Source organism: Brevundimonas sp. (assembly GCF_016463295.1).
Classification (GTDB): Bacteria; Pseudomonadota; Alphaproteobacteria; order Caulobacterales; family Caulobacteraceae; genus Brevundimonas.
The window spans coordinates 1-19,953 of the sequence record NZ_JAEMRO010000028.1 but is presented as its reverse complement, the minus strand read 5'-3'; the positions used below and the strand labels follow the sequence as shown (position 1 = coordinate 19,953).

Here is a 19,953-nt window from a genome sequence, read left to right as displayed (position 1 = left end):
TCACCATGCACGTGACGCGCTTCTGGCACTAGCATTGACTCGCTGGGCGTCTGCGGTCGCGCCGTCAAAGCCCTACTGCGGAAACAGCCCACTCTCGGCCGTCTGGCGGCTTTCCAGGGTGTGTTTGAGTTCGCTCATCTCGGCGTGGCCGGTGCGGATGGCGGCATGGACGCGGCGGATGGTTTCGCGGGTGGTGGCCGAGATGGAGGTGTCGGCGGTCGCCTTGTCGAACCGGGCGCTGATGGCGTCCTCGGCCTGTTCGGGGCCGCCGGCCACGGTCGCCTCATTGCGCATCAGGGCGTGTTTGACGTCGGTCAGGGCGCGCTGGGCCTTGGCGATGATGGAGCCGGAGGTCTGGGGCTCGCCGCCCAGCAGGCGCACGTGCTGGGACAGGTCCTCGGCCAGGGCGCGGCGTTCGGCCTCGCGCCGGGCGTACAGTTCGCCGTATTCGGGATTGGTGGTTTCGGCGGCGGCCTCGCCATAGCTTTCGGCGCTGTCGATCATCGACTGGATCAGGCCGTTCAGGACCTGGATATCGTGGCGGTTGGCGTCGGTCATGGGAGGTCTCCGCAATGTCAGGTGCCTAGAACGGCCCGAAACGGCGGAGGTTGCGGCGCGGCATGACGCAGGGGGCTACAGTTTCGTGCGCAGCGACCACAGCTCGGGGAAGCAGCGGCGTTGCAGGGTCTCGGTCAGATAGGCCACGCCCTCGGTGCCGCCCGTCCCGCGACGGCGGCCGATGATCCGCTCGACCGTCACCACATGCTTGTGCCGCCAGGTCAGCAGGGCGTCGTCAAGATCGACCAGCTTCTCCGCCAACTGATACAGCGGCCACCAGCGGGTGGTGTCGCGGTAGACCTCCAGCCAGGCATCCTCGACGCCTTGCGATGGCTCATAGGGCTGGCTGACGTCGCGGTTCAGGACCTCAGCGGGCACAGGCAGGCCGGCCGCCGCCAGCTGGGCCAGGGCGTCGTCATACAGGCTGGGCGCGTCGATGGCCGCCTGGAGCGCGGCGAGGGCTTCGGGGCGTTCGGTGTGGAATTTGAGGAAACGGGCGTCCTTCAGACCCAGCATGGCCTCGAAGCGGCGGAACTGATCGCTCTGAAAGCCGGAGGACGAACCGAGCACGCCGCGAAAGCGCAGATAGTCGGCGGGGGTCATGGTGGCCAGGATGTCCCAGCTCATGGTCATGACGGCTTGGATCCGGCTGACACGGGCCAGGCTCTTGTAGGCGGGGACCAGATCGCCGGCGCGGACCAGGGCTTGCGCCTGCGCCACCTCGTGCAGGATCTGCTTGAGCCACAGCTCCTTGGTCTGGTGAATGACGACGAACAGCATCTCGTCATGTTCGTCCGACAGCGGGTGCTGGGCGGCCAGCAGGTCGTCGAGCGACAGATAGCCGGCATAGGTGATGTCGGCGCGGGACGTGTCAGCAGGTGCGGTCATGGGCGACCTATCGCCCGTCGCGGCGATGGGCTCAAGCCTCGGGGGGCTTGCGTCTTAGGTCAGAGGTGTCATCGGCGCGCGCGTCCCAGCCGTCACGATCGGAGCGAAAGGCCAGCCGCATCAGCACCCAGGTCAGGGCCACGGTGCCGGCGATGCCGAGGCTGAGCGCGATCCAGCCGTGAGTCGGCAGGGAGCCACCGCCGATGGCCACCCAGGCCGCACCGACCGCCACGGTCGAGACGACGGCGACGGCCAGGACGATCAGAAGCTGACGAATAGTTCCCACTCGGTCAGTCCCGGCCTAGCGCTGGACCCACTGGCCCGAGGCGTTGCGATACCATTCGCCCGAACTGATGCGCGGCATGACGATCGTTTCGAACGCGCGGGCGGCGGCGACATCAGGCGCGGTCCCGGCGGCCTGGGCGCTGCGGGCATAGGCGGCGCGGCGGGCCGTGTTGGTTACCTGCACCGCCTGGGTAAGGGCCGCGTCCGAGGACGGGGTGCGGAAGCCGAGATAGCCGTCTGACTGTTCGCCCACGGTGCCTTGCGCCTTGGCGGCGTCGATCAGCGACTTCTGGGCGGGCGTCTGGGCCAGGGCTGCGCCTGCGGCGACGCCCAGCGCAGCCACGGCAGCGGTGACGACGAAGAATTTGCGGAACGACATCTTGGTCAACTTTCGCATTCAGAACAGGTTGGGGTTTTCGACCAGGAGGTCCTGAAGCTCCTTGTCGAGACGAACGCGGACGTCGGCGTCCAGTTTCGCATAGATCTGAATCGGGTCCACCTGCAGGCGGATCGTCGGGGTGCAGGCGGCCACGCCGACAAAGGCGAGACCCAGCAGGGCGACGGTCAAAGGCTTGCGGGTCATGAGGGGTCTCCGTCTCGATCTGTCGCCGCCCAATAACGCCTTGCAGGGTGAACAGGTTCTGAACGGCCAAGGTGCGGGCGTCATGGTGTCTCGGCTTGAGCTGCGGGCACGGGCGTTGGCGGGGGCACCACATCCGGTTCTACCTCGGGCGTGCGCGTGCTGACCTCGCCGTTGCGCGAACGGTTCAGCTCCATCAGATCGCCCGCCAGCTCATTGGCGTTCAATGTCGTATCCAGCGTCAGATCGATGGCCGTGCCCGACGGCAGGGGGATGGGCCGGTTCAGGAATTCGCGGCTGATCAGGTCGGGAATGGTGACGCGCAGGTCCTGGTACTGCGGCGGCTCGTGACGCCCCTTGATGTGGAAGATCACGCCGATCCGGCCCTCGTCCAGGCTGTTGAGCTGGGCCGTCAGGACGTCGAAGGCCAGGTTTTCCATGGCCTGGAAGGCCAGGTCCTGAACCGTATTGGGCGGTACCTCGCCGCCGGCCCCGCCGGCCTGAACCCCGGTCAGGGCGTCGCGCGAAATGGACAGGCGACCCGGCTGCACCGCCTCCATCGTGCCGGACTGGATGCGGATGCCGTTGGTCGGGTCATAGGTATAGGGCAGGCGGCCCGAGACGACGGCGTCCATCTTCACCTTGTCGGCAAAGCCGGAGTTGGCCACCACCTCGCCCAGCTGGACCCGATCCAGGGTGATGACGCCGGAAAAGCCCTTGGAGATGTCGAGCGGCACGGAGAACGGCTCGACCGTCACCTTGCCGCCCGCGATGTTGATCTCTCCGCCGTCGATCATGAAGGCGTCTGCGGCCAGGTCGAAGGTGACGGCGACGTCCGTGATCGGCGCGACCGATTCCAGGGTGTCGATGGTCAGCCGCTGGTCCGGCGCGGTGACCAGGGGGGCCAGGCTGGTGAAATCGACCGTGCCGCGCAGGCCCCTCACCGGACCACCGGGACTGACGAAATCCAGGCCGGGAATGGTCAGGCGACCCGAGCTGGAGCCGTCGGTGTCCGACGACCAGTCGATCCGGCCCTGAAAGCCGACCGAGCCTGTGGCGGGCGACTGGATGAAATCGGCGACCAGGGGGCTGAGGTCGTCGGGCTGAAGACCTGTCTCGGCAAAGACGATGGACGGCGCATCGATGGTCAGGCCACCCGCCCCGGCCCGCCCGTCATGCGCCAGGGTCATGCGACCCAGAACCGTGCCGCTGCGGGCCAGGTCAAAGGAGCCGGTCCAGTTTTCATTGGCCAGCCGGGCCGAGCCCTGGGCCGTGACCGGATTGAAGCGGGCGGGGGTGGTGGCATCGACAACGAGGGCCGAGGCAACTTGTGCCTCCAGCCCCACACCGGACGGTCCGCCGGTGGCGACGAACCTGCCCTTGGCGTCGGTGAAGTTCAGGGCAAGGAAAGGTGCCGAGGCGTTCAGGCCCGCGATGAGACCCTCCGCGCGCCAGCCGCCGTCGGCCACGGTGACCAGCGGGCGGTCGGCGGGGCAGATCTGGCCGGCGATCGTGGTGACATCGCTCTCATCCAGCTCCAGCCGCTCGACGGTCAGGGGGATGCAGCTCGCCGCTGCATAGGTCAGACGGCCGTTGGAGGAGGCCAGCTCGCCGCGCGTCTCCAGCGCAATGCCCTTTGCCAGGTCGAAGTCGAGCGCCGCGCGACCGTCCAGCGTCGCAGTGAAGCCACCGGGGGTCAGCCGCCAGGCCGGAATGTCGAAGGCGGCCTCCGGCAGGCCCTCACCGCGCGTGGCGCTCAGGGACAGGGCCCCGCCGCCCGCCTGACCATCGCGGGCGCTGAAGATGGGGGTGGCAGCGGGGCGGAGCGTCAGCACGCCACCATTGCGCGGTGTCAGCGTCGCAGGCCGGTCCAGCGTCACGCGCGTGGTGGCGGAAGACGCGGCAAGGGTGAAGGCCGGGATGTCGACCGCGAAATCGCCGAGCGCCCGCTTCATGGCCCCCAGTTCGGCAATGTCGTCCGATGCCGGAGGTCCGAACAGAGGCCAGGCCCCGCCTGCGCTTTGTAGACGACCAACACCGGTGATGCGGAAGCCCTGATCGACGACGGCGTCGAGACTGACCGCCCCATCCACGCCGCTGAGCGACAGCGCGTCCCATGTCAGGCGGCGCGCCTGAAGCATCAGAGGGGCCTGGAATTCCACGGCCTCGCCTCGGCCTCCTAGGGTGAAGGCCCGCGAGGACAGACGCACACCCTCTCCGTCCAGACCGGCACCCGACGCGCGGGCCGCCGTTATCTGCAGCGGGCCATCGACACGCCAGGCGAGCCCCTCGGCATTGCGCGACACCGAAACCGGATTGCGCTCCAGCATCAGGCGGGCACCGGTCGCGGCTGCGTCAGAGGTCTCCAGACGGCCCGTGCGGATGTCGGCCCCGGTTTGGCCGTCGATCGTGAAGGTCTCGAGCCAGCCCCGCATCTGGCCGTCGAAGCTCAGGCGGGCGCTGAGGTCACGCGCATCCGTCGCGCCGGAGCGGAGGCGACGCGCCGCCACCACGGCCTGAAGGTCCGCCGCCCCGTCGCCACGGCGCGTCTTCAGGTCGGGATAGGGCACAGTGCCGGTCAGACTGATGGACCCCGCCTCGGTCGACACGCCCGATACAGTGGCCGCATCCGCCGAAACGCTGGCCCGCACATCGACCCGGTCGCCCGTCGTCGACAGTTGTACCGTGGCCTTCAGGCCCTGGGCCTGGACATCGCCGCTGCGCAGGGCCGTTTCGGGCAGGCGGGCGTTCATCTGCATCAGCTTGCCATTGTCGACCCGCGCATCGGCCAGAACAGTGACGGGGCCATAGTCGGTATCCAGCCGCAGACGCCCCTGCTCCACGATGACCAGGGGGCTGCGACTGTCGGGACGCGGCGGCTGGCCGGTGAAGCGATCGATCAGGGGGTCGAGGGAGCCGAAGGTCAGTTTCCCATCACGGAACCCGGCCCGAACCACCGGACGGATCAGCCGGATGCGGCTGGGTGTGACCCCCAGACCCGTGCGCGACCAGGGCGCGGCCACGGCATAATCGACCTCGACCCGCTCGATGACCACATCGGGATCAGCAGGATCGCCGATGCGGATGCTGGCCACGATGCCATCCAGTTCCACCCGCTCGACCTGCATGTCGGCGTCGATCCCCTGACGCTCCAGCCAGCCGATCAGGACCTCACGTGTCGCCGCCCGACGGTTCAGATAAAGCGCAGCCGTCAGGACCAGGATGATCGCGGCGAACACGCCGAGGGCCAGCCCCAGGCGTCGCCATATCCGCTTGCGCGGCTTCGCCTTCGTCGACCCGGCACCGTCAGCCTGGGCGCTCAAGCGCGACATCCTTGAGAATCATTCTCTGGGGATACGACGGGCAAGACAGGCTCCGGAAAACAGCATCAGGTCCGTTGCGAACGAACCACAGTAGAGTGTCAGATCAGCCACCTGTCCAACACTGCGCTACGCTCTAAGGCAAGGGATTCTTTGGCACTCGCTGATCTTGAAGAAAACCCCGCGACTACTCGAAAGATGCTCAGCCCGGGGGCGAGCACGACGGCGCAACTGACCGATGTTGTCGCAGCGGTTAACAGTTTGTAACATGCTGTCTTCCCATCATGGGACGGACGGGGTATAGGCCCCGTCTCGCAACGGGACACAGCGCCCGTCGCGGAGTACCGATTACCAGTGGCTTGGCGCCGACCGGCGTCGTTATGTTTCGGGGACCGATGGCTCAGTTCGACCCACGTCGTCAGCCGATGCGCATTGCGCCACATGCCATGACGGCCGTGGCCGCGCTGACGGTGGCGCTGTTCGCAGGACGTGCATACCAACCCGCTCAGGCCGAAGTGGTTCCACCCCCCAGCGCCGCCCAGCTGGCCATGCTGGAGGCCAATGCTCTGGCGACCGCCAGCGCCCCGGACGGGTTGACCGCGCCTGAAGCCGTTCCCGTCCAGATTCGCCGCGGCGAGACCTTCGAGGAAGCCGTGCGCCGCACCGGGATCGCACCGGAAGAAGCGTCCGCCGTCGCCGCCACCCTGTCCAATGCCGTCGATGTGACCGCCATGCGCGCGGGCCAGAAGTTCGAAACCGCCATTTCGCGTCCGCGCGGTGGCCGCGGCGATGCCCGCCTGATCGGCCTGACGATGCGGACCGGCCCCGCGACCCAGGTGACCGTGTCGCGCAGCTTCGACGGTGCCCTTCGCCTGCGCGCGCTTGAAGAGCGCGTCACCCATGAAACGGTCGTTCTGAGCGGCAAGGTCGAGGGCTCGCTGTCCCGGACCGCCCGTCGTGGTGGCGTGCCGGCCGACATCACCCGCGTGGCCGGTCGACTGTTCTCGCACAAGTTCGACATGGATCGTGACATCCATTCCAACGACCAGTTCACCTATGTCTTCGGCCGCACCGTCACCGAGGCGGGCCGCACCATCGCCACTGACGGCCTGCTGTATGCCGAGCTGAAGGGCGTGGCCTTCTACCGCTTCCAGCCTGCGGGCGCGAAGGAAGCCCAGTATTTCGACGCCACGGGCAAGAATACCCGCTCGGCCTTCATGCGCACCCCGCTGGAGCGGGGCTTCCGCGTCTCCTCCTCCTTTGGCTTCCGCCGCCACCCGATCGCTGGCTATCGCAAGATGCACCAGGGCATCGACTTCGCCGCCGGCTCCGGTACGCCGGTCGTGGCCCCCGCCGACGGCGTGGTGGTCGAGGCGCGGCGCTGGGGCGGCTATGGCAACTGGCTGCGCATCCGTCATTCGAACGGTCTCGAAAGCGGCTATGGCCACCTGTCGCGCTATGGGTCGGGCATTCGCGCCGGGCAGCGCGTGCGTCAGGGCCAGGTCGTGGCCTATGTCGGCTCCACCGGAGCCTCGACCGGTCCGCACCTGCACTATGAGATCTGGCGCAACGGTCAGCGGATCAATCCCGCCGGTATCCGCACCGAAGAGGGCACGGTTCTGGCCGGGGCCGATCTGGCCGCCTTCCGCGCCGAAAAGGCCCGTATCGACCGCATTCGCGCCGCCGGCGGCGAACGCCGTCCGCAGGTTCAGAGCGCCGCTCTGCGTCCCGCCTCGACGCAGGGCTGATCGGATACGGTCCTAGGCCGGCGGCAGCAGCGCATCATCCAGTGCCCGCGCCCGTCCTGCGGCTTCGCGTGATTGCAGCCGGTCGGCATAGGCCTTGAACGCCTCGCGTTCGGGCAGGGTCTTGAACTGCAGGCCCCAGGCGATCTGGCTGCCGACATAGACGTCTGCCGCCGAGAATCTGTCGCCCAGGATCCACGAGCCGTCGGCGACCGCCGTCTCCAGCGCATCGACGACCTGATCGAACGAGCCATAGCCGGCCATGCCGGACTTCTCCGTCGGAGCCAGCAGGCCCAGCGACTTGGCCGTCACCGCCGCCTCCAGAGGACCGGCCGCAAAGAACATCCAGCGCAGATAGGTCCCCCGTTTCGGGTCATCCAACGCCGGAGCCAGGCCGGCCTGCGGAAAGGCGTCGGCCAGATAGGCGCAGACGGCGGCGCATTCGGTGACCGTCACCCCGCGGTGGGTGATGGCCGGTACCTTGCCCATCGGATTGAGGGCCAGATAGTCGTCGCCCTTCATCGTCGTGCCGTAATCCAGAACCACGGTGCGATAGGGTTGGCCGACCTCCTCCAGCATCCAGCGCGCGATGCGACCGCGCGACATGGGGTTGGTGTAGAAGACGATTTCGTCGGACGGCTGGCTCATTTCGGTTTCCCTCGCGTTGTCCCTCAATGCGACCTTGGCACGATGACGGCATGGCACATAGACGCGATATTCTGAGCCTGATGGGCGGATTGATCCTGGCGGGATCGACAGGCGGCACAGCCTGGACGCAGACTCCGTTCCAGTCCCGCCGCATCGCCGTGTCGGTTCGTGGCCAAGGACCGGACCTGATCCTGATCCCAGGCTTGGCCTCGACCGCCGAGGTCTGGCGCGGCACGGCGACGCGTCTGGAGCGTCGGTATCGGCTGCATCTGGTATCGGTGCGGGGCTTCGGCGATCTGGAGGCGCAGGACAACGGCAGCGGGCCGCTCCTCACCCCCGTCGCCAATGACATCCGTCGCTACATCGCCGAACAGCGACTGAACCGGCCCGCTATCATCGGGCATTCGATGGGTGGTCAGATCGGCGTGCGCGTCGCCGCCGATGCGGGTGGCGCGGTCGGTCGCCTGATGACCGTGGACTCCTCACCCTTCTTCCCTGCCCTCATCAGCCCCCAGGCGACGACAGCGGATGTCGAGCCTCTGGCCCAGGTCGCCTATCAGGCCCTGCAGTTCCTGGGCGACGATGTGCTGCTGGCTCGGGGACGGGAGATGGGGGTCGAACTGGGCGGGGCCAGTGACGCCCTGTTCGGCTCCATCGGCTGGCAGGGCGGCGACCGCCGCGTGCTGGCGCAAGCGCTGTATGAAGTCATGACTGTGGACCTGCGTCCGCGACTGGCCGATGTGCGCGTGCCCGTCACGGTCGCCTATGGCTGGAGCCCGGACGACGCCTCGCCGCGCAGCCGGGCCGACAGCCTGTTCCGCTCCGCCTATGCGCGCCTCCGCTCACCCGCCACCTTCGAGCGGATCGAAGGGGCCGAACACATGGTCATGATCGACCAGCCCACACGGTTCCTTGCAGCCGTGGACCGGTTCCTGGCTTGATTGCGGTACTAGAGCGCGATCAGTCCGCGTCCGGCTGGCGGTCCGGATGCGCTGCGATGAAGGCCGGGTGCGCGCGGGCTGCCGCGTCTATGGCCAGCAGGCGGGGGAAGGCGTCCAGCGGCACGTTGAACCGGTGCGCCGAGTAGATCTGAGGGATCAGACAGGCATCGGCGAGCGTCGGCGTGTTTCCGAAACACCAGCCGTCGCCGTCGCGCGCGACCAGCGCCTCCAGCGCGGTAAACCCCGGCACGATCCAGCGCGCGGCCCAAGCATCGACCGCCGCCTGGTCGGCCCCGAAATCCTCGCGCAGGCTCTTGCCGACCCGCAGATTGTTCAATGGATGGATGTCGCAGACGATCAGCGCCGCCATGGCCCGGACGCGCGCGCGATCCAGCGGGTCGGCGGGCAGCAGAGGCGGCTCCGGATGGGTTTCCTCCAGCCATTCCAGAATGGCCGGGCTCTGGGTCAGGACCGCCCCGTCGATCTGCAACGCGGGCACCATGCCTTGAGGATTCAGCGCGACATAGTCCGCCGCCTTCTGGGCCCCTGTGCGCAGGTCGTGCCCCTGCGTTTCATAGTCGACCCCCTTCAACGCCAGGGCTATGCGGACGCGATAGGCGGCGCCGGAGCGCCAGTAGCCGTGCAGGATCATCGGGCCCTCATCGTGAAAGACAGCGGCGAAAGTCCCGCGATCAACGCCTCGACCCTGTCGCCGGGCACCAGCGGTCCCACACCCTCGGGCGTGCCGGTAAAGATCAGATCGCCCGCCCGGACGTCCCAAAGCGTTCGTGCCTTTTCCAGAACCTCTGCCGGGCTCCAGATCATGTCGTCCAGTCGACCTGACTGGCGCATCAGGCCGTTGACGGTCAGGGCGATCGCCGCCGCCGGATCGGGCAGGGGCCCCATCGTCAGGGCTCCGCAGGGGGCCGACCGATCGAAACCCTTGGCCGCATCCCAGGGCCGCCCCTTGGCCTTGGCGGCGGCCTGAAGGTCGCGGCGCGTCAGGTCGCAGCCGACGGCCCAGCCCACGATGTCGCCATCCGGCCCGATGGCACAGACCATCTCGACCTCATGATGCAGATCGCTGGTCGCGGACGGATAGACCGGGTCGGCCCCGTCGGTGACGACTGCATCCGCCGGCTTGGAAAAGAAGAAGGGCTCGGCCCGCTCGAGACCCATCTCGCGGGCGTGGGCGGCATAGTTCTGGCCGACACACAGGATACGCCGTACGGGAAATCGCTCGCCGCGTCCGGCGATGGGCAGGCTGGGCGTCGGGGCGGGCGGGAACAGCCAATCGGTCATGGCGTTTTCTATCGCGGGCCACCCGAAAGCGCTATCGGATGAGCGCGTTTGTCTTGCTGCATTGCGGGAACCGCGATGGTGGAGTGGCGTTCCCTCGCAAGATTATCTATCTAACCGTCACGCTTGACGACAGGAGTTCGCATCATGGCCAACAACAAGACCGCACGGGCAGCCGTCAAAGACGACCTCAACACCCTGAAGGATGACCTCAAGGTGCTGGGTGCCGAGGAAAAGGCCGCACTGCGCGAGAAGGCCACGGCCGCTGAAGCCAAGGTCCGCGCCAAGGCGTCGGAAGCCGAGGCGAAGTTGCGTGAACAGGCCGAGGTCGTGCGCGAGCGTGCGCGGGGCTATTACGACACCGCCCGCGTGCGTGGCCGCGAATACTATGACGAAGCCTCCGAGCGCTTCGACGAAGCCCAGCGCTATGTCGTGGAGCGCGTGCAGGAACGTCCGATCCAGTCGACCGCCATCGCTCTCGGCGTCGGCGTGGTGCTGGGTCTGCTCCTGTCGGGTCGTCGTCGCTGATGCTCGGCGGGGGGCTGGCCAGGGGACTGGTCAAAAAGGCCGTCGCGGTCGCCATCGCCGCCGGAGCTGGCTTTGTCGCCATCGTGGCTCTGGGCGCGACCATATTCTTCGCGCTTTGCCTGGTCGTTCCTGAAATGGGGGCGGCGGCCATCACCTTCGGTTTGTTCGCCTTGACGGCTCTCATCGTCACGCTCGTCTATCTGAAGGGCGACAGTGACGATGAGGAAGATGACGAACCGGTCGGTTTAGGACAGCGTGCCTTCTCGCTCTTCCGTGAGCGGCCCATTCTCGGAGCTGTCGCAGCACTGGCGGGAGGCTGGATTTTCCTGAGGAACCCGGCCCTCGCCACCATGGTTGCCGCCGCCTTCACCGAGAAGTCTCACGGTCGCCGTCGATACTGAGCTGCATTCTGAGCACATGACAAAAGGGCCGGCGGAGACATCCACCGGCCCTTTTTCTTTTGCCGACGCGGCGATCAGCTTGCAGCCATCTCCCGTTCGCCGGGGGCGTTCGGATCGGGCGCGGTGCCGGCCTTTCGCGTGTCCTGACGGCGCGGCAGGGTCCAGACTTTGTCGGCCTCGAACCGTTCGCCCGTCCAGGCCAAGACGGTGACCGTGATGGTATGGGCGTCCCACTCGATCTGGTTGAAGCTGGGCGGCGCGCCCCGCTCGCGATGCGACAGCGTCCCGCACCCCACCGCATAGGAACAGCGGTCCCCAAGCGCGATGGGCAGGGCGAACGGCACATGGACGTGGCCCGTGGTAATCAGGTCGACGCCCGCTTCCTGAAAGATCAAGGCCGCCGCATCGCCGCGCTTGACGTCGCCGGTCATCGGCGTGCCGATCATCTCCACCAGAGGATGGTGGCAGGCCAGGATGCGCAGCGTCCCCACCGGGGCCTGACGCAGGGCCTCGGCCGCCTTGCGGGTCTGATCCAGATCGATCACGCCCTTGGACCAGTTGGCCCGCGCCTGCCACCCGCGGGCAGTGACCACGCCGCGCACCATGACCGCCGGGCTCAGGAACTGGTGGTCATGCGCCGGATGGCCGGTGGCCCGCTCGAACGCCTTCCACGGCCGGAACAGCCGCGCCAGCAGGCTCCAGTAGGGAACGTCGTGATTGCCCACGATGACAAAGCGGGGCTCGGGCATGCGCCGAATCCAGCGCCCGGCCGCCTCGAACTCGTCGGGCAGACCCTGCTGGGTGATGTCGCCGGTGATCAGGATCAGGTCCGACGGAGTGGCGTGGGCATAGTCCAGCGCCGCCTCGACCGCCTGTTTGTGCTCGCAACCGAAATGGACGTCCGAGAACTGGAGAACACGCCCCATCAGACAGTGTCCGCCGCCGCCGGAGGATTGGGGGCCAGGGCGCGAAACGCCTTCTTGATGAACCGCACCTTCGCCGTCTGTTTCAGCATCAGCGGCTCGCCGTCGATGACGGCGGGAATCTTGGATCGTGCCCGGACCTCGACCCTGCGCGTCGACTGGGTCGTCACGGAGGGGTCGTTGCGCCAGTCGTTCATGACGGCATGGGCGGCCAGCCGGAACGCCTGCGCCGCATCCGTCGGGTCCATGGCAGCGGCCTCCAGACCGGTATTCTCGTCCATGACCTTGGAGATCATCGGGCTGATCAGGACCAGCGCCCCCGTACGTTTGGTGACCGAGCCGTCCAGCGAGAACCGCAACCGGCCGGAGAAGGCCCGTTTCATGGCCTTGCGAGCGTGGTTCCACGCCAGGCTGAACTTGCCGGTCCGGATCGCCTCGCGGGCCGGAGCCCACAGCGCGGGCGCGCCCAAGATGGCCGCGCAGTAGAAGGCCTGTTTCACCACGCCGTCCGAAACCTCGCCCCCCGCCACATCCTGTTCCGCGCCTTCTTCGAGCGCGAGCCGCAACGCCGCCTTCCAGTCAGCGGTGCCGTACAAGGCCTTGGGCAGCATGTTCATGGTGCCGCCCGGCAGGGGGGCGATCAGCGGCCCGTTCGGCCCGGCCTGGGAGGCGATGGTTCCCGCCGTGCCGTCGCCCGCCAGCACGAACAGCGCGTCGGGACAGGCGTCGATGGCGGTCCGAATCTGTTCGTCGAACTGCCCGGGCTCCAGCGACACCACTTCGGCCTCGCAATCGTACTCCGCGAAGATCGCCTCGGCTTCGGCAGCAGCCTGATTGCCGACGCTGCCAGACAGGGCGTTCACCAGCATGATCACTTTACCCAGGGGTACATGGGCAGGCAGCGTGAGGCCGGGCGCGTCGTCGCCAGCGGCGGCATCAATGGGAGTCTGGATGTCTGTCATGCCGCCCGAACGTCCCTGTCCACCCGATGTTCCGCCTGTGCAGCCCAGCATGACCGTTCGCCTGGGCCACGCAATCATAAGCCCTCCAGAACGTTCCCGCGCAATAACCTTGGCCATTTCCGGAACCGGCGCGGCGACTTGGCGTTTGGCAGAGCAGGGGCGAACCCGGGAACAAAGGAATTCACCATGAAAAAGGCAATTCTCGCCATTGCTGCAGCCGGCATGATGGCCAGCGCCTGTGCCAGCGACGGCTACGGCGGCACGAATGAAACCGTCCGTCAGGGCGCTGTCGGTGCCGGTATCGGTGCCGTCGCCGGTGCGATCATCGGCAACAACGTCGGTGGCGGCAACGCTGCGACCGGCGCTCTGATCGGTGGTGCCATCGGCGGTACGGCCGGTGCCATCCGCGGCTCCAACCAGGACCGCGCCAACCAGCAGCGCTACCGTGACAGCAACGGCGGCTACTACTACTGCTACGATGGCCGTCAGAACGAATGCTACTGGGAAAACGGCCAGCGTCGCCGTTAATCCAGTATCGTAGACGGTAAGAAGGGGGCGGCGGGTCGAGAGGCGCGCCGCCCTTTTTGTTTTTGGGGCTGGCGCTGGTGCGTGAGGGCTGCGACGGTGACGCGGTCGAGTATGGAGGGTGGGCTTGTGAGAGTGTTTCTGGTGGGCGGTCTGGTCGCGGTCGGGCTGACGGCGGCGGGGTGCAACCTGGCCCCGACGCTGAGCCGCAGCGATATCGTGGCCGAACCATCGGCCTGTCAGGCCAAGCGGTTCGAGGTCTATTTCGCCGAGGGTGAGGCGCGGCTGACGGATGTGGCGCGTCAGGCCATCGGACTGACGGCGACGCAGCTTCAGGGCTGCCGCATCGACAAGGTTCAGGTGATCGGTCTGGCCGATGCCAGCGGCGGTGCCAGCGCCAATCAGACCCTGTCCGAACAGCGAGCGATCGCGGTGGTCGAGGCGCTGGAGGCTGCGGGCTGGCCCGCGCCCGTGTTCGATATCGGGGGCGTGGGTGCAGAGGGCGCGACGACCGCCGGTATCAACGAGCCCATGCGCCGGCGCACCGAAGTGCTGGTCGAGGCCTCGCCGCGCACCTGAGGCGTGACGCCGCGCGGGAGGCGGCTTCGGTGGACGGGCGACCGTGCTGACGACTAAGGTCTTACGCATCTCTTCCGGAGGCCGCGTGAGACGCTTAGCCCAACTGTTGATCCTGCTGGCCCTGTGTCTGTCGCCCGTGCAGGCGGTGGCCCAGGTGGGGCCGGAGGCTAGGGTCAGCCGCGTCGCCTCACCCGGTCCCCAGCGCACCGAGCGGATTGAGGCGGAACTGGTGCCCATGTCCGCCTGGGCCGCGCCCGGATCGACGGCCGTGGTCGCGATCAAACAGACCATCAAGCCCGGCTGGCACACCTATTGGCGCAATCCGGGCGACTCCGGCGGGGCGACGACGCTCAGTTGGAGCCTGCCCGCAGGCGTCAAGGCGGGCGAGATCGTCTGGCCGGTGCCCGAGCGCCAGCGGCTGTCGGGCTTGATGAATTACGGCTATTCCGGCACGGCCTATTTGCCGGTGCCGATCGAGATTCCGGCCAGTGCGCGTGCTGGGACCAACCTGCCGCTGACGGTCGAGGCCCTGTTTCTGGTCTGCAGCGCCGAAATGTGTGTGCCGGACGAACTGACCCTGACACTGGCCCTGCCGATCCGGGACGGGGCCGCGCCGCTGGACCCCCGCAATGGGGCGGCGATCGCCGCCGTGCTGGAAAAGGCCCCGCGTCCAGCCGGGATCGAGGCGCGGATCGTCCTTGAGAACGGCCAGCTGATCCTGACGGCGACCGGCGGCCCCCTGACCGGCCAGAACCCCGGTCCGAGCTATTTCTTTCCCTTCGGCACCGGGGTGATCAGCCACCCCGCACCCCAGACCGGGGCATGGGGCCCGCAAGGGCTGACCCTGCGCCTGACGCCGGGAGGCGCAACGCGGGCCGCCGGGATCACCGCGTCTGTCCAGGGCGTTCTGGTCACGGCCCAAGGCGCATTCGAGATCACGGCCCAGCCCGGGGACGCCTTGCCCGGGGCGACCGGTTCGGGCTCGCTGACGGCGGCTCCGGACGCGTCCGCTTCTGCCGAACCCGCAACGGCCCAGGCCGCTGAAGGCACCAGCCTGGCCGTCTTCGTCCAGGCCCTGCTGTTCGCTGTTCTGGGCGGGCTGATCCTGAACCTCATGCCCTGCGTCTTTCCCATACTGGCGATGAAGGCGGCGTCTCTGGCGTCCGCCGCGCATGAGCCGGCCAAGGCCCGCCGGGACGGCCTGGCGTTTCTGGCCGGGGTGCTGACGACCTTTCTGCTGCTGGCCGGTCTGCTGCTCGGCCTTCGGGCGGCGGGCGAGGCTGTGGGCTGGGGCTTCCAGCTGCAGTCACCGCCGGTCACCGCAGCTCTTGCCGTGCTGATGCTGGCGGTCGCGCTGAACCTGTCCGGCGTCTTCCATGTCGGCGCTGGGCTGCAAAGCGCGGGCTCCGGACCGCTGTCCCGGCTGCCCGGCGGCATGGGGGCCTTCTTCACCGGCGTCTTGGCTGTGGTCGTGGCGGCACCCTGCACCGCGCCCTTCATGGCCTTTGCGCTGGGAGCGGCTCTGGTCATGCCCTGGCCGCTGGCGCTGGGGGTCTTCCTCGGATTGGGCCTCGGGCTGGCCCTGCCCTTCGTGATCGTCAGCCTGACGCCCGGCCTGCTGAGCCGCCTGCCGCGTCCCGGTCCCTGGATGGAGCGGCTGAAGGGGCTGCTGGCGTTTCCGATGTATGGAACGGCCCTGTGGCTGGCCTGGGTGTTCGGTCGCCAGACGGGCACGGAGGCCCTGGGCCTGCTGTTCGTGGCCGGTCTGCTGCTGGCGGCGGGGGTCTGGCTGATCGGCGGGGGTCAGTCGGAACGCATGGCCGGCCGACGCGGGGTCCTGCATCTGGTGTCGGGCGTGCTGGCGCTCATTCTGGCCGGGGGCGCACTGGCCCTGGCGGCGCGCGTCCCGCCAGCGCCCGTATCCGCCGACGCGTCGCCTGAGTCCGGCACCACACTGGCCAGTGCGCCGTGGTCGGACGCGGCGGTTCAGTCCGCGCTCGCCGAGGGCCGTCCCGTGCTCGTGAACTTCACCGCCGACTGGTGCGTGACCTGCAAGATCAACGAACGGACCTCCCTGTCGTCCGCCAGGGTCGGCGCGGCCATCGAACAGGCCAATGCCGTCTATCTGGTCGGCGACTGGACCCGGCGCGACGACGTCATCGCCGCCGAACTGCAGCGGCACGGCCGCTCCGGCGTTCCGCTCTATCTGCTCTATGCGCCCGGTTCGACCGAGCCGCGCATTCTACCTCAGTTGTTGACCGAGGGGGTCGTTATCGACGCCCTGGAGGATATTCGTCCCTAGCCAAGGAGTTGCCCGATGACACGCCTGCCCGTCGCCTCTCGTCTCCTGTCCGTCACCTTCGCCGCCCTGGCCCTGACCGCCTGCCAGCAGCAGGCCGCCGCGCCAGACAAGGCCGACGCCCCCGCAGCTGTCGCCGCGGCCACCGCCGCCCCGCCATCGGCCGGTCAGGCCGCGCCGGCCTTCACCCTGGTCGATGCCGAGGGCACGCCGCGCTCCCTGGCCGACTTCCGCGGCAAGACGGTCGTGCTGGAATGGACCAACGAGGGCTGTCCCTATGTGATCAAACACTACACCGGGGCCATGCAGGCCTTGCAGCGTGAAGCAGTCGCCGACGGCGTGGTCTGGCTGACCATCATTTCGTCCGCGCCGGGCACGCAAGGGTTCGTGGAAGGACAGGCGGCGCGAGAGTGGCGCACGCGGACCAATGGCGCCTCGACCCATCTGCTGCTGGACCCGACCGGCGAGGTCGGCAAGCTGTTCGACGCCAAGACCACGCCGGACATGCGGGTGATCGATGGTGACGGCATCCTGCGCTTCGTCGGCGGGATCGACGACCGCCCGACCAACAAGCCCGAGGACCTGAACGGCGCCAACAACCATGTCCGCGCGGCCCTGGCCGACATGGAGGCAGGCCGCCCGGTCCAGACGGCCTTCGCCACGCCCTATGGCTGTTCGATCAAATATCCGGAGACGGTGGAGGGCTGAGCCCTCCCGGAAAGACGCCTACCAGGCGATCTCGCGCCCGCTGTAGTCGATGAAGCGGTGGGCGTGTGTGCCGTGATGGGCGGCCAGTTGGTCGGCGATGCCGGTCACGCTGGTGTCCACGTCGATGTCGGCCCCGGCACCGCCCATGTCGGTCTTCACCCAGCCGGGATGGATCGACAGGACCGTGACGCCGACTTCCTTGGCCTCGCCGAGCCAGAGCGAACGGGCGAAGCTGTTCTGGGCGGTCTTGGAGGCGCGATAGACTTCCATGCCGCCGCTCTCGTTCTCGGCGATCGAGCCCATGATGCTGGACATGAAGGCGAGGATGCCGGTTTGCGGCCGGACGTGACCTAGCAGGGCATGGGCCAGACGGACGGGGCCAAAGACATTGGCCTGCATGATCTGGTTAAGCTCATCGGCCGAAGCGGTGACCACGCTCTTGGGTCCAGAGATGCCGGCATTGATGAAGGCGATGTCGAGGTCGGCGGGCAAATCCTTGGCCAGCCGGGCGATGTCGTCATCGGAGGTGACGTCCAGATGGTGCAGGGTCAGCCGCTCGGCACCGGGCAGGGCCGTCAGCTCCGCCTCGTCCGCGGCCTTGCGCACCGTGGCGATGACGTTGAAGCCGCGCTTCAGGTGCTCGGCGACCAGACCCAGGCCCAGGCCGCGCGATGCGCCGACGATCAGGATGGTTTTCATGTCTGTGTCCTTGCTCATGCTGCGCAACTTTCGAACCCGGCCTTCAAAGCGGCCTCGTCCAGGTCGCGGCCGATGAAGACGGCGCGGGACCAGCGGCGCTCGCTGATGCCCCACTCGCGCTGAAGGTCGCCCTCCAGGATCATGTGGACGGCCTGGAAGACCAGACGGCGATCCTCGCCCTGGACGTCGATGATGCCCTTGGCACGCAGAATGTTCTGGCCTTGCGTGCCCAGCAACTGATCCAGCCAGGCGGTGAACTTCGCCCCATCCAGCGGGCGGTCCAGCGACAGGGAGATGCCCTTGATGTCGTCCTGATGGGCGTGGCCGCGCGCGCCGGACGTATGGGCGTGCGCGTGGGCGTGAGCATGGTCATGCCCGTGGTGATCGTGATCATGATGATCGTGGTCATGGCCGCAGTGCTCGTCGTGGACGTGGCCGTCCTCGCCGTGCGCCGGATTGGCGAACTGCGGATTGATGTCGAGGATCCGCTCCAGATCGAACCCGCCCAGACCCAGCACCTGATCCAGCGGCACATTGGCCCGTTCGGCGCGGGTGATGGGGGCCAGCGGATTGAGCGCTCGCAGGCGACGTTCGACCTCGGCCAGTTCGGCGGGCGTGGCCAGATCGACCTTGTTCAGGATGATACGGTCGGCGAAGGCCACCTGCTCGCGGGCTTCCTTGGAGTCGTCCAGCCGCGCCATGACGTGTTTGGCGTCGACCAGGGCGGTGACGCTGTCGAGCGCGGTCTTGGCCTTGACGTCCTCGTCGACGAAGAAGGTCTGGGCGACGGGGCCAGGGTCAGCCAGGCCCGTGGTCTCCACAATGATGGCGTCGAACGCGGGCTTGCCGGGGCGCTGGCGCTTCATCAGGCCGGCGACGACGCGGATCAGGTCGCCGCGCACCGTGCAGCAGACGCAGCCGTTGTTCATCTCGAACACATCCTCGTCGGCGCCGACCACGAGGTCGTTGTCGATGCCGATCTCGCCGAACTCATTTACGATGACGGCGTACCGCTTGCCGTGGTCCTCGGTCAGGATGCGGTTCAGAAGCGTGGTCTTCCCGGCCCCGAGATAGCCGGTGAGGACGGTGACGGGGATCTTGGCGGTGGCGGCGAGGGTATCGGTCATGCCCGCTAGATGGAGGCTGGGCGGCCGGATGGGAAGGGTCAGATTACGTCAGGCGCTCACCGTCAGCGAAAGAGCGATCTATTCGGGTGTCGGGCGTATCCGCCCGCATCGGCGAGGAACTCTGTGCGACCGATCTACATCACCGAGACTGCAGCGGGCGACGATCAGGCGATCGTCGAGGATTTCTACCACTTCTACAGCAGCATTCCCGACGGCGGCATCTTCGGCTCCATGATCGGGACGGAGCCTGTCCCCGATGTCTATGCAGCGTTGAACTATGCCGGAGAAGTCAGGAACGGCGGCCATCGGCAGTATATCGCGAACGCCGACAACCGCAGCATCATTCATCAAGCGGCCCTTCTGGGCCTGGGCGAGATCGGTGCGTCGGTGCACCGTGCGATCCTCTCGGAGATGAGGGACTGGGTGATCGCGAATCCTCAGGCGGTCGAGGCGATCTTCGATCACGACCTGCCCGCCCTGGACCAGCTCGATGACCGCTTCTTCGATGAACAGGACCGTCATTCCGTCGAGGCGTACTGCGCCGCCTGGATCAAGGCCTATCCTGACCTCAGAATTGTTTCGGAGGCCGAGTTCATGGCCTTGCTGGAGGGGAAGGCATTGGGTGTGGCATCGACCGCCACCAAACCCGGGGGTGCCAGGGTCGGGCTGCTGGAGCGGGTGATGACGACGATCTTCGGTCGGTAGACGTCAGCAGTCGGGGCAGTCGGGCAGGGCGCCGCTCTCAAGCTGTAGCGTCGTGTGGCCGATGGAGAAGCGGGTGCGGGCCAGGGCCTGTGCCTCGCACAGAAGAGCGTCGCCGTCGGGACGGTCGTGGACCAGGTGGGCGGTCAGGGCCGTCTCGGTGGTGGACAGGCCCCAGACATGCAGGTCGTGCACGGCGGTGACGCCCGGCAGGGCCAGAAACCCGGCGCGGATGG

At 67.7% G+C, this 19,953-nt stretch carries 22 protein-coding genes and 1 pseudogene; 9 read left to right on the top strand and 14 right to left on the bottom strand.

What is annotated here, in order from left to right; all coding sequences use genetic code 11:
• Window positions 1-72 precede the first annotated feature (72 nt).
• The 6 genes from JHC81_RS07910 to JHC81_RS07885 form a co-directional block, all read right to left on the bottom strand.
• Window positions 73-558, bottom strand: a complete 486-nt coding sequence (locus tag JHC81_RS07910) for a PA2169 family four-helix-bundle protein (protein ID WP_292172997.1) — start codon at window positions 556-558, stop codon at window positions 73-75.
• A 75-nt stretch (window positions 559-633) separates the two neighbouring features.
• Complete coding sequence (locus JHC81_RS07905) at window positions 634-1,446, bottom strand: tryptophan 2,3-dioxygenase (protein ID WP_292172993.1); 813 nt, start codon at window positions 1,444-1,446, stop codon at window positions 634-636.
• Between the two features lie 31 nt (window positions 1,447-1,477).
• Window positions 1,478-1,732: a hypothetical protein gene (locus tag JHC81_RS07900; RefSeq protein ID WP_292172988.1), complete on the bottom strand. Its 255-nt coding sequence runs from the start codon at window positions 1,730-1,732 to the stop codon at window positions 1,478-1,480.
• A 15-nt stretch (window positions 1,733-1,747) separates the two neighbouring features.
• The gene (locus tag JHC81_RS07895) at window positions 1,748-2,110 is read right to left on the bottom strand and encodes a DUF1318 domain-containing protein (RefSeq protein ID WP_292173016.1); all 363 of its coding nucleotides are present in this window, start codon (window positions 2,108-2,110) and stop codon (window positions 1,748-1,750) included.
• Window positions 2,111-2,128: 18 nt separating this feature from the next.
• Window positions 2,129-2,314, bottom strand: a complete 186-nt coding sequence (locus JHC81_RS07890; protein ID WP_292172983.1) for a YnbE family lipoprotein — start codon at window positions 2,312-2,314, stop codon at window positions 2,129-2,131.
• Window positions 2,315-2,394: 80 nt separating this feature from the next.
• Window positions 2,395-5,634, bottom strand: coding sequence for a YdbH domain-containing protein (locus JHC81_RS07885; RefSeq protein WP_292172979.1), 3,240 nt, complete (start codon window positions 5,632-5,634; stop codon window positions 2,395-2,397).
• Between the two features lie 392 nt (window positions 5,635-6,026).
• On the opposite strand from JHC81_RS07885, the gene JHC81_RS07880 reads away from it, so the two are divergent.
• Window positions 6,027-7,379: a M23 family metallopeptidase gene (locus JHC81_RS07880; protein ID WP_292172977.1), complete on the top strand. Its 1,353-nt coding sequence runs from the start codon at window positions 6,027-6,029 to the stop codon at window positions 7,377-7,379.
• Between the two features lie 12 nt (window positions 7,380-7,391).
• Here JHC81_RS07880 and JHC81_RS07875 read toward each other — a convergent pair whose 3' ends face one another.
• Window positions 7,392-8,024, bottom strand: coding sequence for a glutathione S-transferase family protein (locus tag JHC81_RS07875; protein ID WP_292172975.1), 633 nt, complete (start codon window positions 8,022-8,024; stop codon window positions 7,392-7,394).
• A 50-nt stretch (window positions 8,025-8,074) separates the two neighbouring features.
• Between JHC81_RS07875 and JHC81_RS07870 the strand changes: the two genes are divergently transcribed.
• Window positions 8,075-8,965 carry an alpha/beta hydrolase gene (locus JHC81_RS07870; RefSeq protein WP_292172972.1) on the top strand — a complete coding sequence of 297 codons (891 nt, stop codon included), beginning with the start codon at window positions 8,075-8,077 and terminating at the stop codon, window positions 8,963-8,965.
• 19 nt (window positions 8,966-8,984) lie between these two features.
• Here JHC81_RS07870 and maiA read toward each other — a convergent pair whose 3' ends face one another.
• Together maiA and JHC81_RS07860 are read right to left on the bottom strand one after the other, a co-directional pair.
• Complete coding sequence (gene maiA / locus JHC81_RS07865; protein ID WP_292172968.1) at window positions 8,985-9,617, bottom strand: maleylacetoacetate isomerase; 633 nt, start codon at window positions 9,615-9,617, stop codon at window positions 8,985-8,987.
• Window positions 9,614-10,267, bottom strand: a complete 654-nt coding sequence (locus JHC81_RS07860) for a fumarylacetoacetate hydrolase family protein (RefSeq protein ID WP_292172965.1) — start codon at window positions 10,265-10,267, stop codon at window positions 9,614-9,616. Before JHC81_RS07860 ends, maiA begins: the two co-directional genes overlap by 4 nt.
• A gap of 144 nt (window positions 10,268-10,411) precedes the next feature.
• Here JHC81_RS07860 and JHC81_RS07855 point away from each other — a divergent pair, with 144 nt between their 5' ends.
• Together JHC81_RS07855 and JHC81_RS07850 are read left to right on the top strand one after the other, a co-directional pair.
• The gene (locus JHC81_RS07855; protein WP_292172962.1) at window positions 10,412-10,792 is read left to right on the top strand and encodes a DUF883 domain-containing protein; all 381 of its coding nucleotides are present in this window, start codon (window positions 10,412-10,414) and stop codon (window positions 10,790-10,792) included.
• Complete coding sequence (locus JHC81_RS07850) at window positions 10,792-11,193, top strand: hypothetical protein (protein ID WP_292172960.1); 402 nt, start codon at window positions 10,792-10,794, stop codon at window positions 11,191-11,193. The genes JHC81_RS07855 and JHC81_RS07850 overlap by 1 nt, the downstream gene beginning before the upstream one ends.
• Window positions 11,194-11,267: 74 nt before the next feature.
• Here JHC81_RS07850 and JHC81_RS07845 read toward each other — a convergent pair whose 3' ends face one another.
• Both JHC81_RS07845 and JHC81_RS07840 read right to left on the bottom strand, forming a co-directional pair.
• Entirely contained in the window at window positions 11,268-12,119 is an 852-nt protein-coding gene (locus tag JHC81_RS07845) for a metallophosphoesterase (RefSeq protein ID WP_292172957.1), read from the bottom strand.
• Window positions 12,119-13,078, bottom strand: a complete 960-nt coding sequence (locus JHC81_RS07840) for a diacylglycerol kinase family protein (RefSeq protein ID WP_292172954.1) — start codon at window positions 13,076-13,078, stop codon at window positions 12,119-12,121. The genes JHC81_RS07845 and JHC81_RS07840 overlap by 1 nt, the downstream gene beginning before the upstream one ends.
• Before the next feature lie 186 nt (window positions 13,079-13,264).
• On the opposite strand from JHC81_RS07840, the gene JHC81_RS07835 reads away from it, so the two are divergent.
• From JHC81_RS07835 to JHC81_RS07820, 4 genes are all read left to right on the top strand, one after another.
• The gene (locus JHC81_RS07835; RefSeq protein ID WP_292172951.1) at window positions 13,265-13,606 is read left to right on the top strand and encodes a YMGG-like glycine zipper-containing protein; all 342 of its coding nucleotides are present in this window, start codon (window positions 13,265-13,267) and stop codon (window positions 13,604-13,606) included.
• Window positions 13,607-13,732: 126 nt separating this feature from the next.
• On the top strand, window positions 13,733-14,182 hold the full coding sequence (locus JHC81_RS07830; protein ID WP_292172948.1) for an OmpA family protein: 450 nt from the start codon (window positions 13,733-13,735) through the stop codon (window positions 14,180-14,182).
• A gap of 85 nt (window positions 14,183-14,267) precedes the next feature.
• A complete protein-coding gene (locus JHC81_RS07825; protein ID WP_292172945.1) occupies window positions 14,268-16,484 on the top strand; it encodes a protein-disulfide reductase DsbD domain-containing protein in 2,217 nt (738 codons plus the stop codon).
• Window positions 16,485-16,499: 15 nt separating this feature from the next.
• Window positions 16,500-17,189, top strand: coding sequence for a thioredoxin family protein (locus JHC81_RS07820; protein ID WP_292172942.1), 690 nt, complete (start codon window positions 16,500-16,502; stop codon window positions 17,187-17,189).
• 18 nt (window positions 17,190-17,207) lie between these two features.
• Here JHC81_RS07820 and JHC81_RS07815 read toward each other — a convergent pair whose 3' ends face one another.
• Both JHC81_RS07815 and JHC81_RS07810 read right to left on the bottom strand, forming a co-directional pair.
• Entirely contained in the window at window positions 17,208-17,888 is a 681-nt protein-coding gene (locus JHC81_RS07815; RefSeq protein ID WP_292172940.1) for an SDR family NAD(P)-dependent oxidoreductase, read from the bottom strand.
• Between the two features lie 14 nt (window positions 17,889-17,902).
• Window positions 17,903-19,015, bottom strand: a complete 1,113-nt coding sequence (locus JHC81_RS07810) for a GTP-binding protein (RefSeq protein WP_292172938.1) — start codon at window positions 19,013-19,015, stop codon at window positions 17,903-17,905.
• 123 nt (window positions 19,016-19,138) lie between these two features.
• Here JHC81_RS07810 and JHC81_RS07805 point away from each other — a divergent pair, with 123 nt between their 5' ends.
• Entirely contained in the window at window positions 19,139-19,720 is a 582-nt protein-coding gene (locus JHC81_RS07805; RefSeq protein ID WP_292172937.1) for a DUF4375 domain-containing protein, read from the top strand.
• A 3-nt stretch (window positions 19,721-19,723) separates the two neighbouring features.
• Here the strand turns inward: JHC81_RS07805 and JHC81_RS07800 are convergent.
• Window positions 19,724-19,953 (bottom strand): annotated as a pseudogene (locus tag JHC81_RS07800) (cation transporter); the annotation flags it as partial.

Coding starts and splice junctions, on each gene's coding strand:
- JHC81_RS07855 (WP_292172962.1), top strand. CDS start 10,412: ATGGCCAACAACAAGACCGCACGGGCAGCCGTCAAAGACGACCTCAAC.
- JHC81_RS07870 (WP_292172972.1), top strand. CDS start 8,075: ATGGCACATAGACGCGATATTCTGAGCCTGATGGGCGGATTGATCCTG.
- JHC81_RS07845 (WP_292172957.1), bottom strand. CDS start 12,119: ATGGGGCGTGTTCTCCAGTTCTCGGACGTCCATTTCGGTTGCGAGCAC.
- JHC81_RS07835 (WP_292172951.1), top strand. CDS start 13,265: ATGAAAAAGGCAATTCTCGCCATTGCTGCAGCCGGCATGATGGCCAGC.
- JHC81_RS07840 (WP_292172954.1), bottom strand. CDS start 13,078: ATGACAGACATCCAGACTCCCATTGATGCCGCCGCTGGCGACGACGCG.
- JHC81_RS07815 (WP_292172940.1), bottom strand. CDS start 17,888: ATGAAAACCATCCTGATCGTCGGCGCATCGCGCGGCCTGGGCCTGGGT.
- JHC81_RS07875 (WP_292172975.1), bottom strand. CDS start 8,024: ATGAGCCAGCCGTCCGACGAAATCGTCTTCTACACCAACCCCATGTCG.
- maiA (WP_292172968.1), bottom strand. CDS start 9,617: ATGATCCTGCACGGCTACTGGCGCTCCGGCGCCGCCTATCGCGTCCGC.
- JHC81_RS07910 (WP_292172997.1), bottom strand. CDS start 558: ATGACCGACGCCAACCGCCACGATATCCAGGTCCTGAACGGCCTGATC.
- JHC81_RS07820 (WP_292172942.1), top strand. CDS start 16,500: ATGACACGCCTGCCCGTCGCCTCTCGTCTCCTGTCCGTCACCTTCGCC.
- JHC81_RS07810 (WP_292172938.1), bottom strand. CDS start 19,015: ATGACCGATACCCTCGCCGCCACCGCCAAGATCCCCGTCACCGTCCTC.
- JHC81_RS07880 (WP_292172977.1), top strand. CDS start 6,027: ATGGCTCAGTTCGACCCACGTCGTCAGCCGATGCGCATTGCGCCACAT.
- JHC81_RS07860 (WP_292172965.1), bottom strand. CDS start 10,267: ATGACCGATTGGCTGTTCCCGCCCGCCCCGACGCCCAGCCTGCCCATC.
- JHC81_RS07905 (WP_292172993.1), bottom strand. CDS start 1,446: ATGACCGCACCTGCTGACACGTCCCGCGCCGACATCACCTATGCCGGC.
- JHC81_RS07850 (WP_292172960.1), top strand. CDS start 10,792: ATGCTCGGCGGGGGGCTGGCCAGGGGACTGGTCAAAAAGGCCGTCGCG.
- JHC81_RS07895 (WP_292173016.1), bottom strand. CDS start 2,110: ATGTCGTTCCGCAAATTCTTCGTCGTCACCGCTGCCGTGGCTGCGCTG.
- JHC81_RS07890 (WP_292172983.1), bottom strand. CDS start 2,314: ATGACCCGCAAGCCTTTGACCGTCGCCCTGCTGGGTCTCGCCTTTGTC.